The organism is Pedobacter sp. NO84 (assembly GCF_059703915.1).
Genome location: NZ_AP046575.1, coordinates 1,904,701 through 1,921,831 on the forward strand (window position 1 = coordinate 1,904,701; position 17,131 = coordinate 1,921,831).

The 17,131-nt window shown below is 37.9% G+C and carries 15 protein-coding genes; 7 read left to right on the plus strand and 8 right to left on the minus strand.

Translation table 11 applies throughout. The annotated features are described in order from the left end of the window. Positions 1-41: 41 nt before the first annotated feature. The 3 genes from AC6H0V_RS08125 to AC6H0V_RS08135 form a co-directional block, all read right to left on the minus strand. Complete coding sequence (locus AC6H0V_RS08125; RefSeq protein WP_497563225.1) at positions 42-743, minus strand: CoA transferase subunit A; 702 nt, start codon at positions 741-743, stop codon at positions 42-44. Positions 744-1,036: 293 nt separating this feature from the next. Then, positions 1,037-3,406, minus strand: coding sequence for an endonuclease MutS2 (locus AC6H0V_RS08130; protein ID WP_497563226.1), 2,370 nt, complete (start codon positions 3,404-3,406; stop codon positions 1,037-1,039). 1 nt (position 3,407) lies between these two features. Further along, the gene (locus AC6H0V_RS08135) at positions 3,408-3,959 is read right to left on the minus strand and encodes a DUF4296 domain-containing protein (RefSeq protein ID WP_497563227.1); all 552 of its coding nucleotides are present in this window, start codon (positions 3,957-3,959) and stop codon (positions 3,408-3,410) included. A 71-nt stretch (positions 3,960-4,030) separates the two neighbouring features. Between AC6H0V_RS08135 and AC6H0V_RS08140 the strand changes: the two genes are divergently transcribed. From AC6H0V_RS08140 to AC6H0V_RS08160, 5 genes are all read left to right on the plus strand, one after another. Next, positions 4,031-4,717 carry a YggS family pyridoxal phosphate-dependent enzyme gene (locus tag AC6H0V_RS08140; RefSeq protein ID WP_497563228.1) on the plus strand — a complete coding sequence of 229 codons (687 nt, stop codon included), beginning with the start codon at positions 4,031-4,033 and terminating at the stop codon, positions 4,715-4,717. Between the two features lie 146 nt (positions 4,718-4,863). Beyond that, complete coding sequence (locus AC6H0V_RS08145) at positions 4,864-5,343, plus strand: GNAT family N-acetyltransferase (protein ID WP_497563229.1); 480 nt, start codon at positions 4,864-4,866, stop codon at positions 5,341-5,343. Then, positions 5,343-6,614 (plus strand): aspartate kinase, encoded by a 1,272-nt coding sequence (locus tag AC6H0V_RS08150; RefSeq protein WP_497563230.1) that lies wholly within the window; start codon positions 5,343-5,345, stop codon positions 6,612-6,614. The genes AC6H0V_RS08145 and AC6H0V_RS08150 overlap by 1 nt, the downstream gene beginning before the upstream one ends. Positions 6,615-6,645: 31 nt before the next feature. Then, a complete protein-coding gene (locus AC6H0V_RS08155; RefSeq protein WP_497563231.1) occupies positions 6,646-7,824 on the plus strand; it encodes a THUMP-like domain-containing protein in 1,179 nt (392 codons plus the stop codon). 165 nt (positions 7,825-7,989) lie between these two features. After that, positions 7,990-11,001, plus strand: a complete 3,012-nt coding sequence (locus tag AC6H0V_RS08160; RefSeq protein ID WP_497563232.1) for a glycosyltransferase family 117 protein — start codon at positions 7,990-7,992, stop codon at positions 10,999-11,001. Between the two features lie 70 nt (positions 11,002-11,071). On the opposite strand, the gene AC6H0V_RS08165 is transcribed toward AC6H0V_RS08160, so the two are convergent. From AC6H0V_RS08165 to AC6H0V_RS08180, 4 genes are all read right to left on the minus strand, one after another. Continuing rightward, positions 11,072-11,707: a peroxiredoxin gene (locus AC6H0V_RS08165; RefSeq protein WP_497563233.1), complete on the minus strand. Its 636-nt coding sequence runs from the start codon at positions 11,705-11,707 to the stop codon at positions 11,072-11,074. A 122-nt stretch (positions 11,708-11,829) separates the two neighbouring features. Then, on the minus strand, positions 11,830-12,753 hold the full coding sequence (locus AC6H0V_RS08170) for a DUF72 domain-containing protein (protein WP_497563234.1): 924 nt from the start codon (positions 12,751-12,753) through the stop codon (positions 11,830-11,832). A gap of 231 nt (positions 12,754-12,984) precedes the next feature. After that, a complete protein-coding gene (locus AC6H0V_RS08175; protein WP_497563235.1) occupies positions 12,985-14,064 on the minus strand; it encodes a S1C family serine protease in 1,080 nt (359 codons plus the stop codon). A gap of 1 nt (position 14,065) precedes the next feature. Continuing rightward, positions 14,066-14,632 carry an RNA polymerase sigma factor gene (locus AC6H0V_RS08180; RefSeq protein WP_497563236.1) on the minus strand — a complete coding sequence of 189 codons (567 nt, stop codon included), beginning with the start codon at positions 14,630-14,632 and terminating at the stop codon, positions 14,066-14,068. A 343-nt stretch (positions 14,633-14,975) separates the two neighbouring features. On the opposite strand from AC6H0V_RS08180, the gene AC6H0V_RS08185 reads away from it, so the two are divergent. Both AC6H0V_RS08185 and AC6H0V_RS08190 read left to right on the plus strand, forming a co-directional pair. Next, positions 14,976-15,179 (plus strand): hypothetical protein, encoded by a 204-nt coding sequence (locus AC6H0V_RS08185; protein ID WP_497563237.1) that lies wholly within the window; start codon positions 14,976-14,978, stop codon positions 15,177-15,179. Positions 15,180-15,277: 98 nt separating this feature from the next. Beyond that, the gene (locus AC6H0V_RS08190) at positions 15,278-15,490 is read left to right on the plus strand and encodes a hypothetical protein (protein WP_497563238.1); all 213 of its coding nucleotides are present in this window, start codon (positions 15,278-15,280) and stop codon (positions 15,488-15,490) included. A gap of 160 nt (positions 15,491-15,650) precedes the next feature. Here the strand turns inward: AC6H0V_RS08190 and AC6H0V_RS08195 are convergent, their stop codons facing one another. Then, a complete protein-coding gene (locus AC6H0V_RS08195) occupies positions 15,651-17,093 on the minus strand; it encodes an MATE family efflux transporter (protein ID WP_497563239.1) in 1,443 nt (480 codons plus the stop codon). Between the last annotated feature and the right edge of the window lie 38 nt (positions 17,094-17,131).

Below are 17,131 nucleotides of genomic sequence, written 5' to 3' on the forward strand. Positions count from 1 at the left end.
GCACGGAGGCACAAAGTGAATGTGTGATTTGGATTAATTAATTAGGGTTTAACGCGAGTAGTTCGCTGCTCAATCCGCTTTTCGTAATTCTTGCCTTGAAAAATACGGTGAACATACACGCCAGGAGTATGAACCTGATCTGGGTCGAGCTCCCCGGCTTCTACCAATTCTTCTACTTCAGCGATAGTGGTTTTTCCGGCCATAGCCATTACTGGATTAAAGTTTCTACTGGTTGATCTAAATATCAAGTTCCCCGCAGTATCTCCTTTCCACGCTTTTACCAATGCAAAATCGGCTTCAAAAGCATATTCCATTAGGTAATCCTTTCCATTAAAGTTTCTGATTTCTTTTCCTTCGGCTATTTCGGTACCCACACCGGCGGGAGTAAATATCGCTGGCATCCCGTATCCAGCTGCTAAACAGCGCGTTGCTAGTGTGCCTTGTGGAATCAATTCTACTTCGAGTTCGCCACTTAATAATTGACGTTCAAATTCCTGATTTTCGCCCACATAAGACGAAATCATCTTTTTTACCTGGCGGGTCTGCAACATCAAACCAATGCCAAAATCATCGACACCAGCATTATTAGCGATACAGGTGAGTTCCTTTACCCCCTTTTTCACAAGTGCCGAAATGCAGTTTTCGGGAATGCCGCACAATCCAAATCCGCCCAACATTAAGGTCTGTCCGTCTTTAATGTCACTTATTGCCTCATCGGCTCCTGCAACTACTTTATTAATCATACACGATGTTTTGGTTTGGGACTAAATTAGGAAGAATTACGCGTAATACAAATGAATGAGGTGATTGTTGAATTGTTAAATTGTTGAATTGTTGAATTGTTTTACAAACGGTATAGCAATCATCTAAGCAATATAACAATAGAGCAATGTATTGGTAATTGGTTAATGGTTGAATTGCTAAATTGTTGAATTGTTAGCAAACGGTTTAGAGATTATGCTTAGCAATATAACAATTTTCTACCATAGTCATCGGATGAATATATGCATGATGGCTATATTCATCCGATGACTAATTACTTCAAATAAACATACGTAATCCCATCACCACCTCTATCTGCGTGCTCGTCTTCAACCTTGGTAACTTCGGTATATTTTTTTAGGTAATCTCTAATGAGCTTTCTTAAAATCCCATCACCTTTACCATGAATAAGCTTAATGGATGGAAAACCGAGCATAATGGCCTTATCCAAATAATTTTCTACTTCTTGGAGTGCATTTTCTCCCCGCATCCCTCTTAGGTCTAATTCGGGTTTAAAATTGCTGATCGCTTCAGAAATCCGTCCGGAAAAGGAATTGCTTTGCACTACTTTTTTGGCTTGGCGGTTACTGATTTTCTGCACCCTATTTCTTTTCACTACAGAGCGAAGATCGCCTAAGGCCAATACTAGATTATCACGATTGATTTCTAAGACCTGTCCACTGGTTTCGGTATTAGTCAACTGCACCCAATCTCCCACTTCGATCGCCGAGTCATCAATTTTAACTAGGGGCTTACGTTCTTCCTTTACTTCGTTCTTTGCTAAACTTTGCTGTAAATCCTTTCTCAGTTCTTTGGTTACCAACTTATCAGCCTGTTTCTCTTTGATAGTAGCAATTGTATTTTCAACTAATTTATTAGCGTCCCTAATAATGTTTTGGGCTTCAAGTTTGGCTTCTTTAATCAGTACTTTTTTATTTTCTTCTAAAAATATTTTCAGCTTTTCATTTTCGGCAACCAGGTTTTTGGCTTTATTCTGTTGATTGGCAAGCAAGATCTTAGTTTCATGGATTTGCCTTTTTTCTTTTTCTAAATCTACAAGCAAACTATCTATGCTATTTTGGTTGGTTCCGGTCTTCTGTTTGGCAAGGGCTAAAACCTCAGGCTGGAGGCCGATGTTTTGTGCAATTTCAAAGGCATAAGAACTTCCAGGTTTGCCAAGATCCAAAATATATAAAGGCTTCATTTTGCTATTATCAAATAACATAGAAGCATTTTCAAGTCCCTCGGTATGGCCAGCAAATAATTTCAAGTTAGAATAATGGGTGGTAATTACACCTCGAACTTTTTTCTTGTTTAACACTTCTAAGACAGCTTCGGCCATAGGTCCACCAAACTGTGGATCGGTTCCTGTACCAAATTCATCAATCAGAACCAATGTTTTTGCAGAGGCATGGGCTACAAAATAACGCATCTTGGTTAAGTGCGCGCTGTAAGTACTCAAATCTGATTCGATCGACTGGTCATCGCCGATATCAGCAAAAATCTGATCAAAGATTCCCATTTCACTCCGCTCATCCACCGGAACGAGTAATCCTGTTTGGAGCATCATTTGCAATAATCCTACTGTTTTCATGCATACTGATTTCCCTCCAGCATTTGGGCCCGAAACTAGAACAATCCTTAAATTTTCATTGATATGGATATTTAAAGGAACAACCATTTTCCTTTCCGAAGCGAAAGACAATAGCAACAAAGGGTGTTTGGCATTAATCAACTTTGTTTTTGGCTCCTTTAACAAAATCGGCATATGTGCTTCAATGTCTATCGCGAAGAGTGCCTTTGCCCTTACAAAATCCAACTTTGTTAAAAAGCCATGATAAGATAAAAGCAAAGGGGTATACGGTCGTAATGCAGTTGTAAGTGCAATCAAAATCTTTATAATTTCCCTCCTTTTGTCGAATTCAAGATCGCGCAACTGATTATTTAGGGTAAAAACCTCTTCGGGCTCAAGGTAAACGGTTTGTCCGCTCGCTGATTCATCGTGAATAAATCCTTTCAGCTTACGCTTATTTTCGGCCAGAATGGGAATACAGATTCTTCCATCACGAATGGTTAAACTTCCATCGGCTACCCAGTTTTTACCGACCGCCATTTTATAGATCGAATCCATTCTTTTACGTACCTCCTGCTCGCCTTTTGCAATTGAGGCAGTAATTTCCTGTAATGCAGGCGAAGCATTTGGTTTCATTTTCCCTTTGGGATCTAAAACGGTTTCTATTTTTTTGAGGATATCTTTTTCGATGGGCAAATGCTCAAACAAAGCCTCAAGGTTGGGATAGATATCTTTTCTTTCGTCAAAAAACCTGAGTACTGAAAATACGGTCTGCAGGGAGGCATAAATCTGAAAGAGTTCATCTTCCATTAAGTATGTACCTTCGACCCTAATTTTATCGGCTAACACCTTAATATCGAAAAATGTACTGATCTGCAAAGGTTCCTGATTTTCGAGAATGGCTTTAAATTCACTAGTTTGACGGAGGAATTTGTTAATCTGGTCAAATTTGGTCATCACCTGCATTTTAGCCACCAATGTCTGGCCCATTGTACTTAAACAATGTTGATGCACCATTTGCCTAATCTCGTTAAAGCCTAACCTTTCCTGACAGTTTTCTGGGTATAACATATTAATTTACCCTTATTGGTGTAAATGTTTTTAATGTATCCCGTTTTACTGTAGCAGGATAGAGAATTAGTTGTTGCGATTTTATAAAATCAAATGGTTTAATGCGATCTATTTTCTTAATACTATCTATTGGTTTAATACTAGAGATACGTTCTATAGGTTTAGCTACAACAGCGGGTTGTAGCACCTCTTCAGGGACAACAGTTTTCTGTGCAGCTTTATTAGCTTTATCTCTCGCTTTGGTAAGTTTCTCTGTAATATGATCATACATTACGTTCAATAGTTTGGGGTTTTTATAATAATAGTCTAAACTTTGGTTAAACAAAGCAGAGTCGATACCAAACTTCTTATAAACTCCTTGATAATACGGTGATATCACCATTTTTATACTATCCGGTTTTGGGAAATTCAATCCTACCGAATATCCATCAACCAAATGGATATCATATAATACCTTTTCCATTTGATCTGGTTGAATAATATTTTTTGGAATCCCGGGTTTGCATGCAAATAAAAGAACACAAGCTATGATTACACTTAAAAATTTGTTCATTATTAATAAAACCTTTCTTATTCTTAGTCAATTTAAACTAAGGTTGTTAATTTTACCAAAAATACTGATAAATGAGCATTGCAGATAACTTATTAAAATATAAAAATGAATTGGAGGCTCAGGGCGTTAAATTAGTTGCTGTCTCAAAAAACAATCCAGCGGGTGCTGTTCTTGAAGCGTATGCCGCAGGTCAGCGGGTTTTTGGGGAGAATCTAGTCCAGGAAATGGTGGAGAAACAGACGCAATTGCCCAATGACATCGAATGGCATTTAATTGGTCATCTACAAACCAACAAAGTAAAATACATTGCTCCTTTTGTGAAATTGATCGAATCGGTAGACAGTTTAAAGTTGTTGAAGGAAATCAATAAACAGGCATTAAAAAACAATAGGGTGATTGATTGTTTACTTCAGATTTATATTGCAGATGAGGATACCAAATACGGATTGGGTTTTGACGAGGCTATCGAGCTGTTGCGCGATGAAGAATTTGCATCGTTAAAAAATATTAGGATTGTAGGCTTAATGGGTATCGCAACAAATACAGCCTTAGAAGGGCAGACCAGAGCAGAATTCCAAGAATTAAAAGTGCTTTTTGACGGCATTAAACTGAGTTTTTTTAGAAAAGAGGAGAGCTTCAATGTAATTTCGATGGGTATGTCTGCCGATTATAAATTGGCCATAGAACAAGGTAGTACTATGGTAAGGATTGGCAGTAATATATTTGGAAAAAGAGTCATTAAACATTACAAAGCATAGAGCACGGGGCATAGCGCATAAGGTTGCTCACACCCCATGCACCACGCCCCATGCTAAAATAACATTAAACTAGAGACTAGCAAAGAAGTCATGAGTTATGAAGCCCCCTGCTCCATGCCCCACGCTCCATGCTAAAACTAAAGATTATGAACACAACTATACGATTAGCTATTGAAGCAGATTGCCCACGTTTACTAGAATTGGTTAACGAGTTAGCCATTTACGAAAAAGCTCCCGAAGAAGTTACCGTAACTCTAGCCGAATTTATTGATGCGGGTTTTGGCGCCTCACCGGTATGGAAAGCTTTTGTGGCTGAAGAGAATGGGTTTATTTTAGGCTTTGCTATATTTTACACCCGGTATTCTACTTGGAAAGGAAGGCGCTTATACCTCGAAGATTTTATCGTTACCGAAGCTGCTCGTGGCAAAGGGCTAGGAAAATTATTATTCGATAAAGTAATTGAAGAAGCAAGAGACAATAATTATAACGGCATGGTTTGGCAAGTATTGGACTGGAATGAACCTGCACTCAATTTTTATAGCAAGTATGCCGCAGATATAGAAAGTGGCTGGCTTAATGCATCTTTCTCGAAAGATAAAACCAAAACTCTTTTAACTCATAATTAATGCAAGTATTCAAGTTTGGGGGTGCCTCTGTAAAAGACGCTGCAGGAGTTAAAAATCTAACTAAAATTGTTCAAAATTATCCTGCCAAAGGGATCCTTATTGTTATTTCTGCAATGGGGAAAATGACCAATAGGTTAGAAGAATTGACTTGGGCATATATTAAGGGCGAGGATAGCGCATATAGTTTATTTGAGGAAATTAAGGCTTTTCATTTCGAAATTATCCATTCATTGTTCGAAGATCCCCAAAATCCGATATATGATGATGTGGCCAACACGTTTGTTGAGATAGAATGGCTCTTGGAAGAAGAAGCCAGTGATAGTCCCGATTATTTATATGATCAGATCGTATCTATTGGAGAACTGGTGTCAACTAAAATTGTTGCTGCTTATTTGAACCTAGCGGGATGTTTTACCATTTGGGCCGATGCCAGAAGTTACATTAAAACCGATAATAATTATCGCGAAGCGAATGTAATCTGGGATAAGACCGAACTCGAAATACAAAAACATCTTCCTTCCTATCTGGATAAGGGCATAGTAGTAACTCAAGGGTTTATCGGCGGTACAAGCGAGAATTTTACCAGTACTTTAGGTAGAGAAGGCTCTGATTATTCGGCAGCTATCTTTTGTGCTTGCTTAAATGCACAATCAATGACGATCTGGAAAGACGTTCCTGGTGTATTAAACGCCGATCCGAAGTGGTTTGATCAAACCGAAAAAATCCCACAGCTCTCCTATCACGATGCGATCGAACTCACTTATTATGGGGCGACAGTAATCCATCCAAAAACGATAAAACCAATCCAAAATAAGGGAATACCATTGTATGTACGTTCTTTTTTGCAACCTGAGCAAGAAGGAACCGCAATAACAAATATTGAAACACCTTTGCCAGTGCCCTCTTTTATCTTTAAGGTTAACCAAGCCTTAATCTCTATTTTCCCAAAGGACTTTTCTTTTATCATTGAAGAAAACCTAAGCCACATTTTCAATATCCTACATAAAAATAAAGTTAAGGTTAATACGATGCTAAATTCTGCCATCAGCTTTTCTGTGAGTGTAGATTATGATAAAGAAAAAATTGAACAGTTGATTACAGATCTAGGCCAAACCTTTAAGGTTAAATACAATACTGATTTAGAACTGGTAACCATTAGATACTACAATCAACAAACAATAGATCGTGTGATTGTAAATAAAGACGTATTATTAGAAGTGAAAAGTAGACATACCTGTCAGATTGTGATGAAAGATAAACAGATTAGCTAATTAGCAAATTTATAAATTAGCTAATTACAATATGAATAAAGAAATCTTAACCCCTCAAGTCCAGGCTTACATTAACGAGCATATAAATGCCGATGTAAACAAGATTGCGTTAAGTAAACCCATCAGCGAAACGATCAGTTCGGCAGAATTAGCAGGTCAGATTGCAGCCAAGAAGAAATCTATAAACAAACTTCCTACATGGTTTAAACATCCCTTTATCTATTATCCTGCATTATTATCCATAGAGCAATGCTCTTCAGAACCTACTGCAGCCTATAAAGCTGATTTGGCTATTGGCGAAGCCCTGCTCGACCTTACTGCTGGCTTCGGTGTTGATAGCTACTTCTTTTCTAAAAAAATAAAAACCGTGATTAGCTGTGAGATCAATCCCGATCTATCAGTAATCTCTGAACATAATGGTAAGCTTTTAGGTGCAATTAACATTCAATGCGAAGCTACTGATGGCGTAGAATTTTTAAAACATACCAATTTAACTTTTGGTACAATCTATATCGATCCCGCCAGGAGAAATGAGAATCAGAAGGTTTTTAAACTTAAGGATTGCAGCCCGGATGTTACCCTGCACCTAAACCTACTGCTGTCAAAAGCCAGTCGCATTATCATTAAAACGGCCCCATTATTGGATATCGCTGCAGGTTTAAGCGAACTTAAAAATGTGAGTGAGATCCACATTGTGAGCGTTAAGAACGAATGCAAAGAATTGCTATGGATTATCGACAAAGATTATACTAATCTACCCCAACTTATTTGCGCAACCTTAAATGATGATTTAAAATCACTAAATATCCCATTCGATCAAACCTTAACAAAACCCACATTCGCCAAAGAAATTCCGACCGGATATTTGTACGAACCCGATGTAGCGCTGCTAAAAAGTGGAGCTTTTAATTGGATTGGAGAAAAATTCGGTTTAGAGAAATTGCATCAACAAAGTCAACTATATGTGAGTGGTACAATTGATTCCACATTTTTAGGGCGCATATTTAAGATCAACGCTGTACTTAATTTAAATGAACTTAAAAAGGAAAAGAACCTAATCGGTAATGTTATTGTGCGAAACTTTCCAGAAAGGGCCGAAAATCTGGTGAAGAAGTATAAGATCAAACCAAGTCATGATGAATTTATCGTATTTACTCAGGCCTTGCATGGATATATTGCTATAAAAGCAACGATCGTTCAACATTACTAGCATAGGGCGTGGAGCATCCAGCATGGAGCATGGAGGATGGAGGATGGAGCTTGGAGCTTGGAGCGAGGTTAAGCTCTTCGCCCAACGCTTTAACATTCTTTAACATCTTTTAACAGCTAACGGTTACATAATGAGGTATTTTTGATTAGACCGAACCCTAATCACATGAAAAAATTTGACCGCATTAACACCCTTCTTGGTTTTGTAATTTTTGCCATAGCCGCACTGGTATACTGGAGCTGCATGGAGCCTACCCTTAGTTTTTGGGACTGCGGCGAGTTTATTGCGGCTTCTTTTAAGATGGAAGTAGGGCATCAACCTGGTGCGCCCCTATTTTTGATGATAGGAAAGTTATTTTCGCTCTTAGCAGGATCTAATCCCTCAAAAGTTGCTTACTGGGTAAATTTCGTTTCCGTTGTGTCTAGTGCAGCAACAGTGATGTTCTTGTTTTGGACGATCAATGCTATTGCGTTGAAACTCTTTAATCAAGAAGAAAAAACACTTTCGATCTCTAACCTTTGGGCAATTTTTGCAGCAGGCACTGTAGGAGCATTAGCCTATACTTTTTCTGATACGTTTTGGTTCTCGGCAGTAGAAGCCGAAGTTTATGCCATCTCCACTATGTGTACTGCTATTGTATTTTGGGCAATTCTAAAATGGGAACATCAGATGAACGATAAATGGATTTTATTCATTTCCTTTATCATCGGACTATCTATAGGCATTCATTTATTAAGTTTATTAGCCATTCCAGCAATCAGTTTGGTTTATTATTTTAAAAAATCTAACAATCCAACAGTTTTTGGCTCTATCAAAGCATTTTTAGTGGGCTGTATAATTTTAGGAATGGTCCAATTCGGGGTTATTCAATATGTGGTATCGTTTGCCGCAAAAACAGACTATCTTTTTGTTAATTCCTTCGGCAGTGATTTTGGTACAGGTGCACTCGTTTTTGTTTTAACCATTAGCATCGCGCTAGCATATTTGATCTATTATAGTATTAAAAAAAAGAAGTATAGGTTAAACTTGGCCTTGTTGTCGTTAACATTTGTGCTTTTCGGCTTCAGCTCTTATTTTATGATTATTATCAGGGCAAATGCTAAACCAAATATCAATTTGTCAAATCCTGATACACCAATATCACTTTTAGGCTATTTAAGCAGGCAACAATATGAGGACAAACCCTTACTTTATGGGCAATTTTACAATTCGAAAGCGATTGATGCGGAAGAAACTGGTGTAACTTACCGGAAAGGCGAAAAAGCATATGAAGTAAGTGGAAAAACGTTTAAGAGTGTCTATGATAAAAACACATTGCTGCCCAGAACATACAGTAGTAAGCCCGAACATGTAAATTTTTATCAAAATTGGATAGGTTTGGGAGAAAACGAGACCCCTAGTTTCTGGCAGAATGTAGGTTTCCTAAACACCTATCAGATGGGATTTATGTATTGGAGATACTTTTCGTGGAATTTCATTGGCAGGCAAAATGATCATCAGGGCCAAGGTGAAATTAATCATGGAAATTGGCTAAGCGGCATTAAACCTATTGATGCGCTCCACTTGGGAAATCAGGATCAGCTCCCATCAAGCATTAAAGATAATGCAGGTTATAATTTGTTTTACGGCCTTCCGCTGATGTTAGGTATTTTAGGTATAGGCTATCTATATAGAAAAAACAGAGCTAAAAGCATAGTTGTTGCCTGTCTGTTCGTATGTACTGGCTTAGCAATTATATTTTATATCAACCAAGATCCATTGCAGGTTAGGGAGCGCGATTATGCGTATGTTGGCTCATTTTATGCCTTCTCAATCGTAATTGGAATTGGGGTTTTGGCTATAAAAGAATTATTAACTAAAATTGCCTCGCAAAAATTGAGTTTAGTACTTGCTACAACAAGCTGCTTATTGGCCGTACCGGTATTAATGGCTGTGCAAGGTTGGAATGATCATGATCGAAGCCATAAAACCACCGCGTTGGATATGGCAAAGAACTATTTAAACAGTTGCGAACCCAATGCCATCCTGTTTACCAATGCAGATAATGATACTTATCCCTTATGGTATGCGCAAGAAGTGGAAGGTATCCGCACTGATGTGAGAGTAATTTGTCTTCAGTTCCTTGCCACTGATTCGTACATCGACCATTTAAAAAAGCAACAAAACCAATCGGCCGCACTACCAATAACCCTCAAACATGATCAATATAAGGAAGGGGTGAGAGATTATATGCCCTACGTTGACTATGGAATTACAGATAGCGTAGAATTAGGGGATTTACTAGCCGTACTCACTTCTGAGAACAAGGAGGATAAAATTCAAATGAACGATGGTAGTTTCGAAAATTTTATGCCTACAAGAAAAATAAAGTTAACTGTAGATTCAAAACAGGTTCTTGCAACACAAACAGTTGATGCTAAAGATAAAGACAAAATAACCGATCAATTGGAGTGGAATTTCAGTAAGCAGTATCTTTTCAAAAGTGATTTGGCAATGTTTGATATCATTGCGCACAACAATTGGAAAAGACCTATTTATTTCTCGGCTGGTGTTTCAAACGATACCTATATCGGATTGGACAAGTATCTATACCTAGAAGGATTTGCGTATCGATTAATGCCACTAAAGCCTGGCGAAGGTGATAAGACAGATAAATCGGAGCAAACCAATAACAGTCTTGCTTATACCCATTTTCAAAAATTTGAGCTGGATGGATTTAAAAATGCCTCCTACCTAGACGAAGAAAGCAGAAGGGTGCTACAAAATACCTGGGAATATTCCAATACGCTAAGCACTAATCTCATTAAAGAAGGGGAAGTGCAATTGGCAAGAAATGTGGTTTCAAAAAGTTTAAAGAAATTACCTTTAACAAATAGCTCTATTACTGACACATTAAATAAACTTCCTTTAGTGCAAAACCTATACTTTTTAAACGATACGGTTAATGGCAGGCAGATAACTGGCGCTACAGGAAAATATATTGCTCAGGAATTGGATTATATACTTTCTTTAAAGCCAATAGAACAACGGGCATTTATTAACGACATCCATCGGGGTTTATATGTGCTAGAGACCCTGGATAAAATGAATGCTTATTTCAAACAGGGCGAGCAAAGCAAAACACTAAAAGCCGAGCTAACAGCGTATCAAAATGCTTTTATGAAGAGCTTGGGCTAAGTGGAAGGCGTTGAGCGGTAAGAGATAAGCGATAAGCGTTTGGCGATCAACGTCGCCAAACGCCTAACCCTTACTTATTTGGTTGCGGGGTTGTTCTTAAATAAGGTTTAATAACTTTGTGTCCTTTAGGGAATTTGTCTGGGATATCTTCAGTTTTAATGCTGTTCATTACAATTACATCTTCACCATCCTTCCAATCGGCAGGTGTAGCTACACTGTATTTTGCAGTAAGCTGTAATGAATCAATCACCCTCAAAACCTCTGTAAAATTTCTTCCGGTAGAAGCTGGATAGGTGATCATTAACTTTACTTTTTTGTCAGGCGATATCACAAATAACGAACGAACCGTCATCGTTTCTGAAGCATTGGGATGGATCATATCATAGGCGTCGGCGATCTGCTTATCTTCATCCGCAATGATCGGAAATTCGACGTTGGTATTTTGTGTCTCATTAATATCATTGATCCAACCTTTGTGCGACTCGGCAGAGTCAACGCTTAATGCCAATACTTTTACATTTCTTTTATCAAATTCTGGCTTCAAAGATGCGGTGCGCCCTAGTTCTGTAGTACAAACAGGGGTATAATCTGCGGGATGTGAAAACAAAACACCCCAACTATCTCCTAAATAGTCGTAAAAATCTATTTCTCCAATAGATGTTTTTGCCTTAAAGTTTGGTGCGGTATCTCCTATTCTTAAACTCATGATTGTAATGGTTAATGGTGAAAAATAAATGGTTGTCTTGCGTTAAGCGTTTGGCGCTAAGCGTTCTAAACTCCAAACGCATTCCGATTCATCGCGCGACGCATAAAGCTACAAAAAGTCTATTAAAATAGTAGATTATTTTGGTTAATAAAATTTATCCTTGACAAATTGCTGCCCAGATGTTTATTAAATTGCTCTATTGTATAATCAGCAATTAAAGGTGTATCGGCTTCATCATGCTGGTGCAAAAAGAAATATACTTTTTCTAATCCGTGGTTAAGCCATTGTTTAATCCTAATTACCCATTCGTCTACTCTTGCTTTATCAGAATCCAACAATTTACCACCATTGCCCACAAACCTGATAAAAGCTTCTGGAGTAGGCAATTGCATGTGTAAACAATCTCTACGTCCACTCGCATCGGTTATCGCAGCACCTTTGTTCAAGTTAGCTAGCATGGTAAACAGCTCTTTTTTTGCTCCTTCAACAAACCATTCCTTATGGCGAACTTCTACAAAAACCTTTAAATCACGAGGTAATTTCTGTAAGTAGTTGGCTAAAATATCAATATTGGCCGGTCCAAAATTATCGCTTACCTGCAAAAAACAGGGACCAAGCGAGTTGCCAAAAGCAGAAATGGCCTTAATATATTCGTCGGTTACAAAATCTGCATCTTTTAAGCGTTTAATATGGGTAATGGTTCTAGAAAATTTAGGACAGAATATAAACTCACCTGTGCCATTATTATCTACCATTTCCTTCCATTTTGAGATTTGTTCTTCTTTGGGGATATTATAAAAAACTGCATTGAGTTCTATAGAGTTGAAGTGTTTTGCGTATTCTCCTAAAAAATCTGCTTCTTTTGTTTTCTTTGGATAGATCAAGTCTTTCCATTCCTTGCGACCCCACTTTGCACAACCAACAAAGAATTGGGGCTTTGGCACAGGATGAAGGTTTTGTAGCGTTAGCAGGGTCTGCTCGCCATCTGCGGGCAAGGTAAAATCAATGGTGTGTACTTCGTGTTCAGTAACTCTTCCAAATTCCATATCAAATCATTTTTGGTATCACAAATTGAAAATCTGTGCTGTAAATTTAATATTTTTAGGATGAGTTATTTTTATACTTTACATATAAAACAAAAAACCCGAAACTATAAAAGCTTCGGGTTCCAGAGTGTTAATATTTGGGAATATTAAAAGTTTTATTTAGCACTTACAAAACCTACTAGTTATAACCTTGATAATTAAAATCCTATAATCCTAGTAATCTCAGTAATCTTAGTAAACCTTGATCATAAATACATAATCCTGCATTTTGGCAACTTGATCTTTACGTTTTAAACCTTGTAATGAACTTCTTTTACCGTAAGCAATTCTTCTCCGTAGTGAATCTGAAGGAATCGCATTTAATGCTTCCATAATATATTTAGATTTTACAGCGAATGCCGCGCCATCAACCTTATCTTGCTTTCCTTTGATTACGCCTACAATGTTACCGCTGTTATCTAATAACGGACCTCCACTGTTACCTGGATTTAGCGGAATAGCTATTTGATAAGCAAGTGTATCACCATTCAAACCGGTTTTTGAACTAACGTATCCATCGCCCAAAACCACATCATCTTTCGGATAGCCTAATGTATAAACCAGTTCTCCAATGCCAGCTGCAGCTTTTTTCAGTGTATATGGTAATGTCCCTAAGTTCTCAAATGAGGAATCGCTAATTTTTAAAATAGCGATATCATTAACTGGATCAGTGTAATATGCTTTTGCTTTATAAGAAGCTCCTTTGCTATTTTGAATATAAACAGAATCTGCGCCTTTAATAATATGATAATTAGTTAGAATATAGCCGTTACTGGAGATGGCAAAACCAGTACCACCAAATTTAGCGGGACTTATATTTTCAGCCTTAGGTCTTACATTAGTAATTACTCTCTTATCATCATTATATGCGCTTAATGCTGTAGAAACTTTACGATCCAAAAGTTTCATATGGTCTTCTTGCTTAGTTTGGCCTAGAAAAACAACGCTAGCCAAAATAAGGAATGAAGCCGCCACCGCGATCGCTGCCTTATTGTTCCTGAAAATTCTTACGATCCTCGATGAATGAGGTCTCACTTTCGCACTAATCGAGGCCACATCAATCTGATCATGAGCTGCATCCATTTGCTGTTTTAAAACCAAAATATCAGCATACTGCTTCATTGATTCTAAAAAAACCTTATGGGCTACTACTTTATGATCAATAATAGGATCATTATTTCTCAACTGCTCAAAAGCTGCGTGCTCTCCTGCAGTAAGCTTACCATTCAAGTAATCTTCAATAATCGCTTCTAATTCTATCTCGTTCTTCATTTTATGATTGAAAAAATAACTTCTTTAGTCGTTGTAAACACTTGTACTTCTGTGTTTTGGCATTATCTGTATTCGTATAACCAAACTTCTCACAAATATCTTGCATCGATAAGCTGTGGATATAAAAATCTTGTATTATCGTTTTACAAGGTTCGCCTAAACTATCCAAGGCGGTTTTCATTTGAGCAAACTGCAAGTCTTTTAGTTCATGCTGCTCTATATCATCATCCACCACTAATACATCTTCAAAATCGGCGATATTATTCGTTTTCCTACTTTGTTGAGCCAGCTTTTTTAACCAAATTCGTCTACTTACAGAATACAAATAGGTTTTTAGTTTACTGCTTAACTCAAAATTTCCGGTTTTGATCTTATTGTATAAAACAATAATTGCTTCTTGATACACATCTTTCGCATCGTCTTCGTCGCCATTATTGTTAAGAATAAACTGCAAAACCATCGGATAATATCCCGCATACAGCTTATTCATTGCTTCTTCCGAGTTGTTAAGTATACCTAATACTACCTCTCTATCTGTTGGAACTGAACTGCTTAACTTTAAACTCACCAATTAATACATTTAAACGTGAATGGTAACCCAATGATAGTTAAAAAAAATATTTTTTACTCGAAACATGACATTTCAATTAAGATTTTCAAAGCAGAGCGCATGGCGGTTAACGTTGGTCGGTAAGCATTGGCCCTAAGCGTTGCGCACTAAACATTCGATCAATTCTATTTTGCTGTTAATACCCTAAAAGAAGGATTGGTAACCCAACAAAAAATTAAAATAGCTTAAGAAATTTTATCTATAATTAATCCACTATTTTTTTCATTTCTAGAGGTCACCTTTTTAATTTTTATGCATTAAGAATCAAAACCCAAAAACAATAACAATTAAAAAACCAGTCATGAAAAATTCCTTAAAACTCAGCGTATTTGCCTTAGGCTTAACCCTTTTGATAACTTCTTGCAACTCTTGTGGAGGAAACAATCCAAAAGAATCAGTAGATCCCAAAATCGTTGACTCAACTAGTGTAGATTCTAGTAAAATCGATACCAATGCTATAGATTCTACAAAAATAAAGGTCGATTCTGTGCCACAGGCAAAGTAATTTAATTTAATTTAACTTTTTTTCACATTTGCGGGTTACCTTTTTAACTTTGCAGTATTAACATGTAAAATTAATTAATTATTTAAACAGAAAATCAAATGAAAAATTTCTTCAAATTAGGCTTTGTAGCTTTAGCATTATCTTTATCAGTTGCAGCTTGTAACTCTGAGAAAAAAGCAGATGCTACTGATTCAGCAGCTTTAGATTCAGCTAACGCAGCTGTAGATTCAGCTAAAGCAGCAGTAGATACAGCTAAAGCAGCAGTAGATTCAGCTAAAGCAGCAGTAGATTCGACTAAAAAAGCTAACTAGTCAATAGTTACTCTTACAAAAAAGTCTCGGCAATTGTCGAGACTTTTTTGATTCTAGGGAAAATATAATTCTCAAAATTAGTTCTCTCCATCGCTATTTTAGAATGATTCCTGTGGGATATCTTATATTAACAGGAACAGGAAAATGCTATTGCCAACAATTACTTTATGCCTTCTTCCACTATAGTTTCTTTGTTTACCAGCCTAATCAGTTCATCATTTTCTTCTGGTTCTTCGATGAGCCTTTTTTTCTTCCAATCGCCATTGGCAAACACGCCCATAGCAATCAGAGACATGAGAACATTGGAGATTGGAAAAGCCCACCAGATTCCATTTACGCCCATATTTCCATGATGTGAAAGCACGTAGGCCAAGGGGAACTGAAATACAAATTGCGAAACAAGTGCCAAAATCATTGATGTAACCATGTTTCCTGAACCTTTTAACACACCCGTAATGGCCAACTGCACGCCAAGGCATCCCCATGTTAATGCAATGGTTTTTAGGAATTTTGCCGCGCCCGCAATCACGTTTGGATCTTCTGGCACAAAAAATGAAACCAACTGACGGGATGAAAAGAATACGATAATCCCGATCCCGGAGAGACTCCAAAAAGATACGATAGCACCCAGCCGCCCGATTCTGGCCGCTCTGGTAATTTTGCCTGCCCCAATGTTCTGTGCCACCAGTGTAGAAATTGCCTGAGAAAATCCTAAGCCAATAATCATCACCACCTGAAGGATATTGGATCCCACTCCGTACGAAGCGAGCGAAAGGGTACCATGGGCTGCGATTAAAAAGGTCATTAACGTTACCCCAAGGCCACGTACAGATTGTTCAATAGATGAAGGCAGCCCTAAAAAGAATGCCTTTTTTATATAAGGAAAGTCGGGCACAAAATCTTTGAGCTTTAACACAATGCCTCTCTTACCCCTAAAAAGAATAATAAAACTGATTACTGTTGCTAACGCTTGAGTACTCAAAGTGGCGATGGCAGCACCCATAACTCCAGACGCTGGGATGGGTCCCCATCCAAAGATGAACAGGGGATCCAACATAAAATTAAGTGCCACGCTGCCCACAATGATATAAATTGGAACCGTAGGATTACCAACGCCGCGCATAAAGGCGGTAAACATAATGAACTGGAAATTAAATACCAGCCCAATAAACGAAAATCGCATGAAGCCCAATGCCCCATCATATACCACAGGTGATACTTTCATTAGCCGCAAAAGATCAGGAGCAAAAACAAAACCCAAAGCACCCAGGCAAACCGAAATCAGCAGTACCAGAAGTAGGGTCTGCCCGGCAACATGGTCTACCATAGGCTGGTTTTTAGCCCCAACATACTGTGCAATTAGTACAGAACCTGCAATAGCCAATCCCGCACCGATGGCAATAGAAAGGAAAACAAACGGCGTGGTAACTGAAACCGCCGCTACAGCATTGCCACCAAGTCGGCCCACCCAAAACGCATCTATAAGCTGATAGGCTGCCTGCAACAACTGAAGCAATATAATCGGAACAGTTAATTTTAAAAGAGATTGGAGGATGGGGCCCTCCAATAAGGGGTTTTTATTTTCTTGCAGTAGACTTGGCATTTCTCTAAACGATTAATAATAAAGCCTTGGGGTATCAA

Excerpts from the sequence above, each read along its gene's own strand:
- AC6H0V_RS08140 (WP_497563228.1), top strand. The coding sequence starts at position 4,031 with ATGAGCATTGCAGATAACTTATTAAAATATAAAAATGAATTGGAGGCT.
- AC6H0V_RS08190 (WP_497563238.1), top strand. The coding sequence starts at position 15,278 with ATGAAAAATTTCTTCAAATTAGGCTTTGTAGCTTTAGCATTATCTTTA.
- AC6H0V_RS08125 (WP_497563225.1), bottom strand. The coding sequence starts at position 743 with ATGATTAATAAAGTAGTTGCAGGAGCCGATGAGGCAATAAGTGACATT.
- AC6H0V_RS08170 (WP_497563234.1), bottom strand. The coding sequence starts at position 12,753 with ATGGAATTTGGAAGAGTTACTGAACACGAAGTACACACCATTGATTTT.
- AC6H0V_RS08130 (WP_497563226.1), bottom strand. The coding sequence starts at position 3,406 with ATGTTATACCCAGAAAACTGTCAGGAAAGGTTAGGCTTTAACGAGATT.
- AC6H0V_RS08175 (WP_497563235.1), bottom strand. The coding sequence starts at position 14,064 with ATGAAGAACGAGATAGAATTAGAAGCGATTATTGAAGATTACTTGAAT.
- AC6H0V_RS08150 (WP_497563230.1), top strand. The coding sequence starts at position 5,343 with ATGCAAGTATTCAAGTTTGGGGGTGCCTCTGTAAAAGACGCTGCAGGA.
- AC6H0V_RS08160 (WP_497563232.1), top strand. The coding sequence starts at position 7,990 with ATGAAAAAATTTGACCGCATTAACACCCTTCTTGGTTTTGTAATTTTT.
- AC6H0V_RS08195 (WP_497563239.1), bottom strand. The coding sequence starts at position 17,093 with ATGCCAAGTCTACTGCAAGAAAATAAAAACCCCTTATTGGAGGGCCCC.
- AC6H0V_RS08135 (WP_497563227.1), bottom strand. The coding sequence starts at position 3,959 with ATGAACAAATTTTTAAGTGTAATCATAGCTTGTGTTCTTTTATTTGCA.
- AC6H0V_RS08145 (WP_497563229.1), top strand. The coding sequence starts at position 4,864 with ATGAACACAACTATACGATTAGCTATTGAAGCAGATTGCCCACGTTTA.
- AC6H0V_RS08165 (WP_497563233.1), bottom strand. The coding sequence starts at position 11,707 with ATGAGTTTAAGAATAGGAGATACCGCACCAAACTTTAAGGCAAAAACA.
- AC6H0V_RS08185 (WP_497563237.1), top strand. The coding sequence starts at position 14,976 with ATGAAAAATTCCTTAAAACTCAGCGTATTTGCCTTAGGCTTAACCCTT.
- AC6H0V_RS08155 (WP_497563231.1), top strand. The coding sequence starts at position 6,646 with ATGAATAAAGAAATCTTAACCCCTCAAGTCCAGGCTTACATTAACGAG.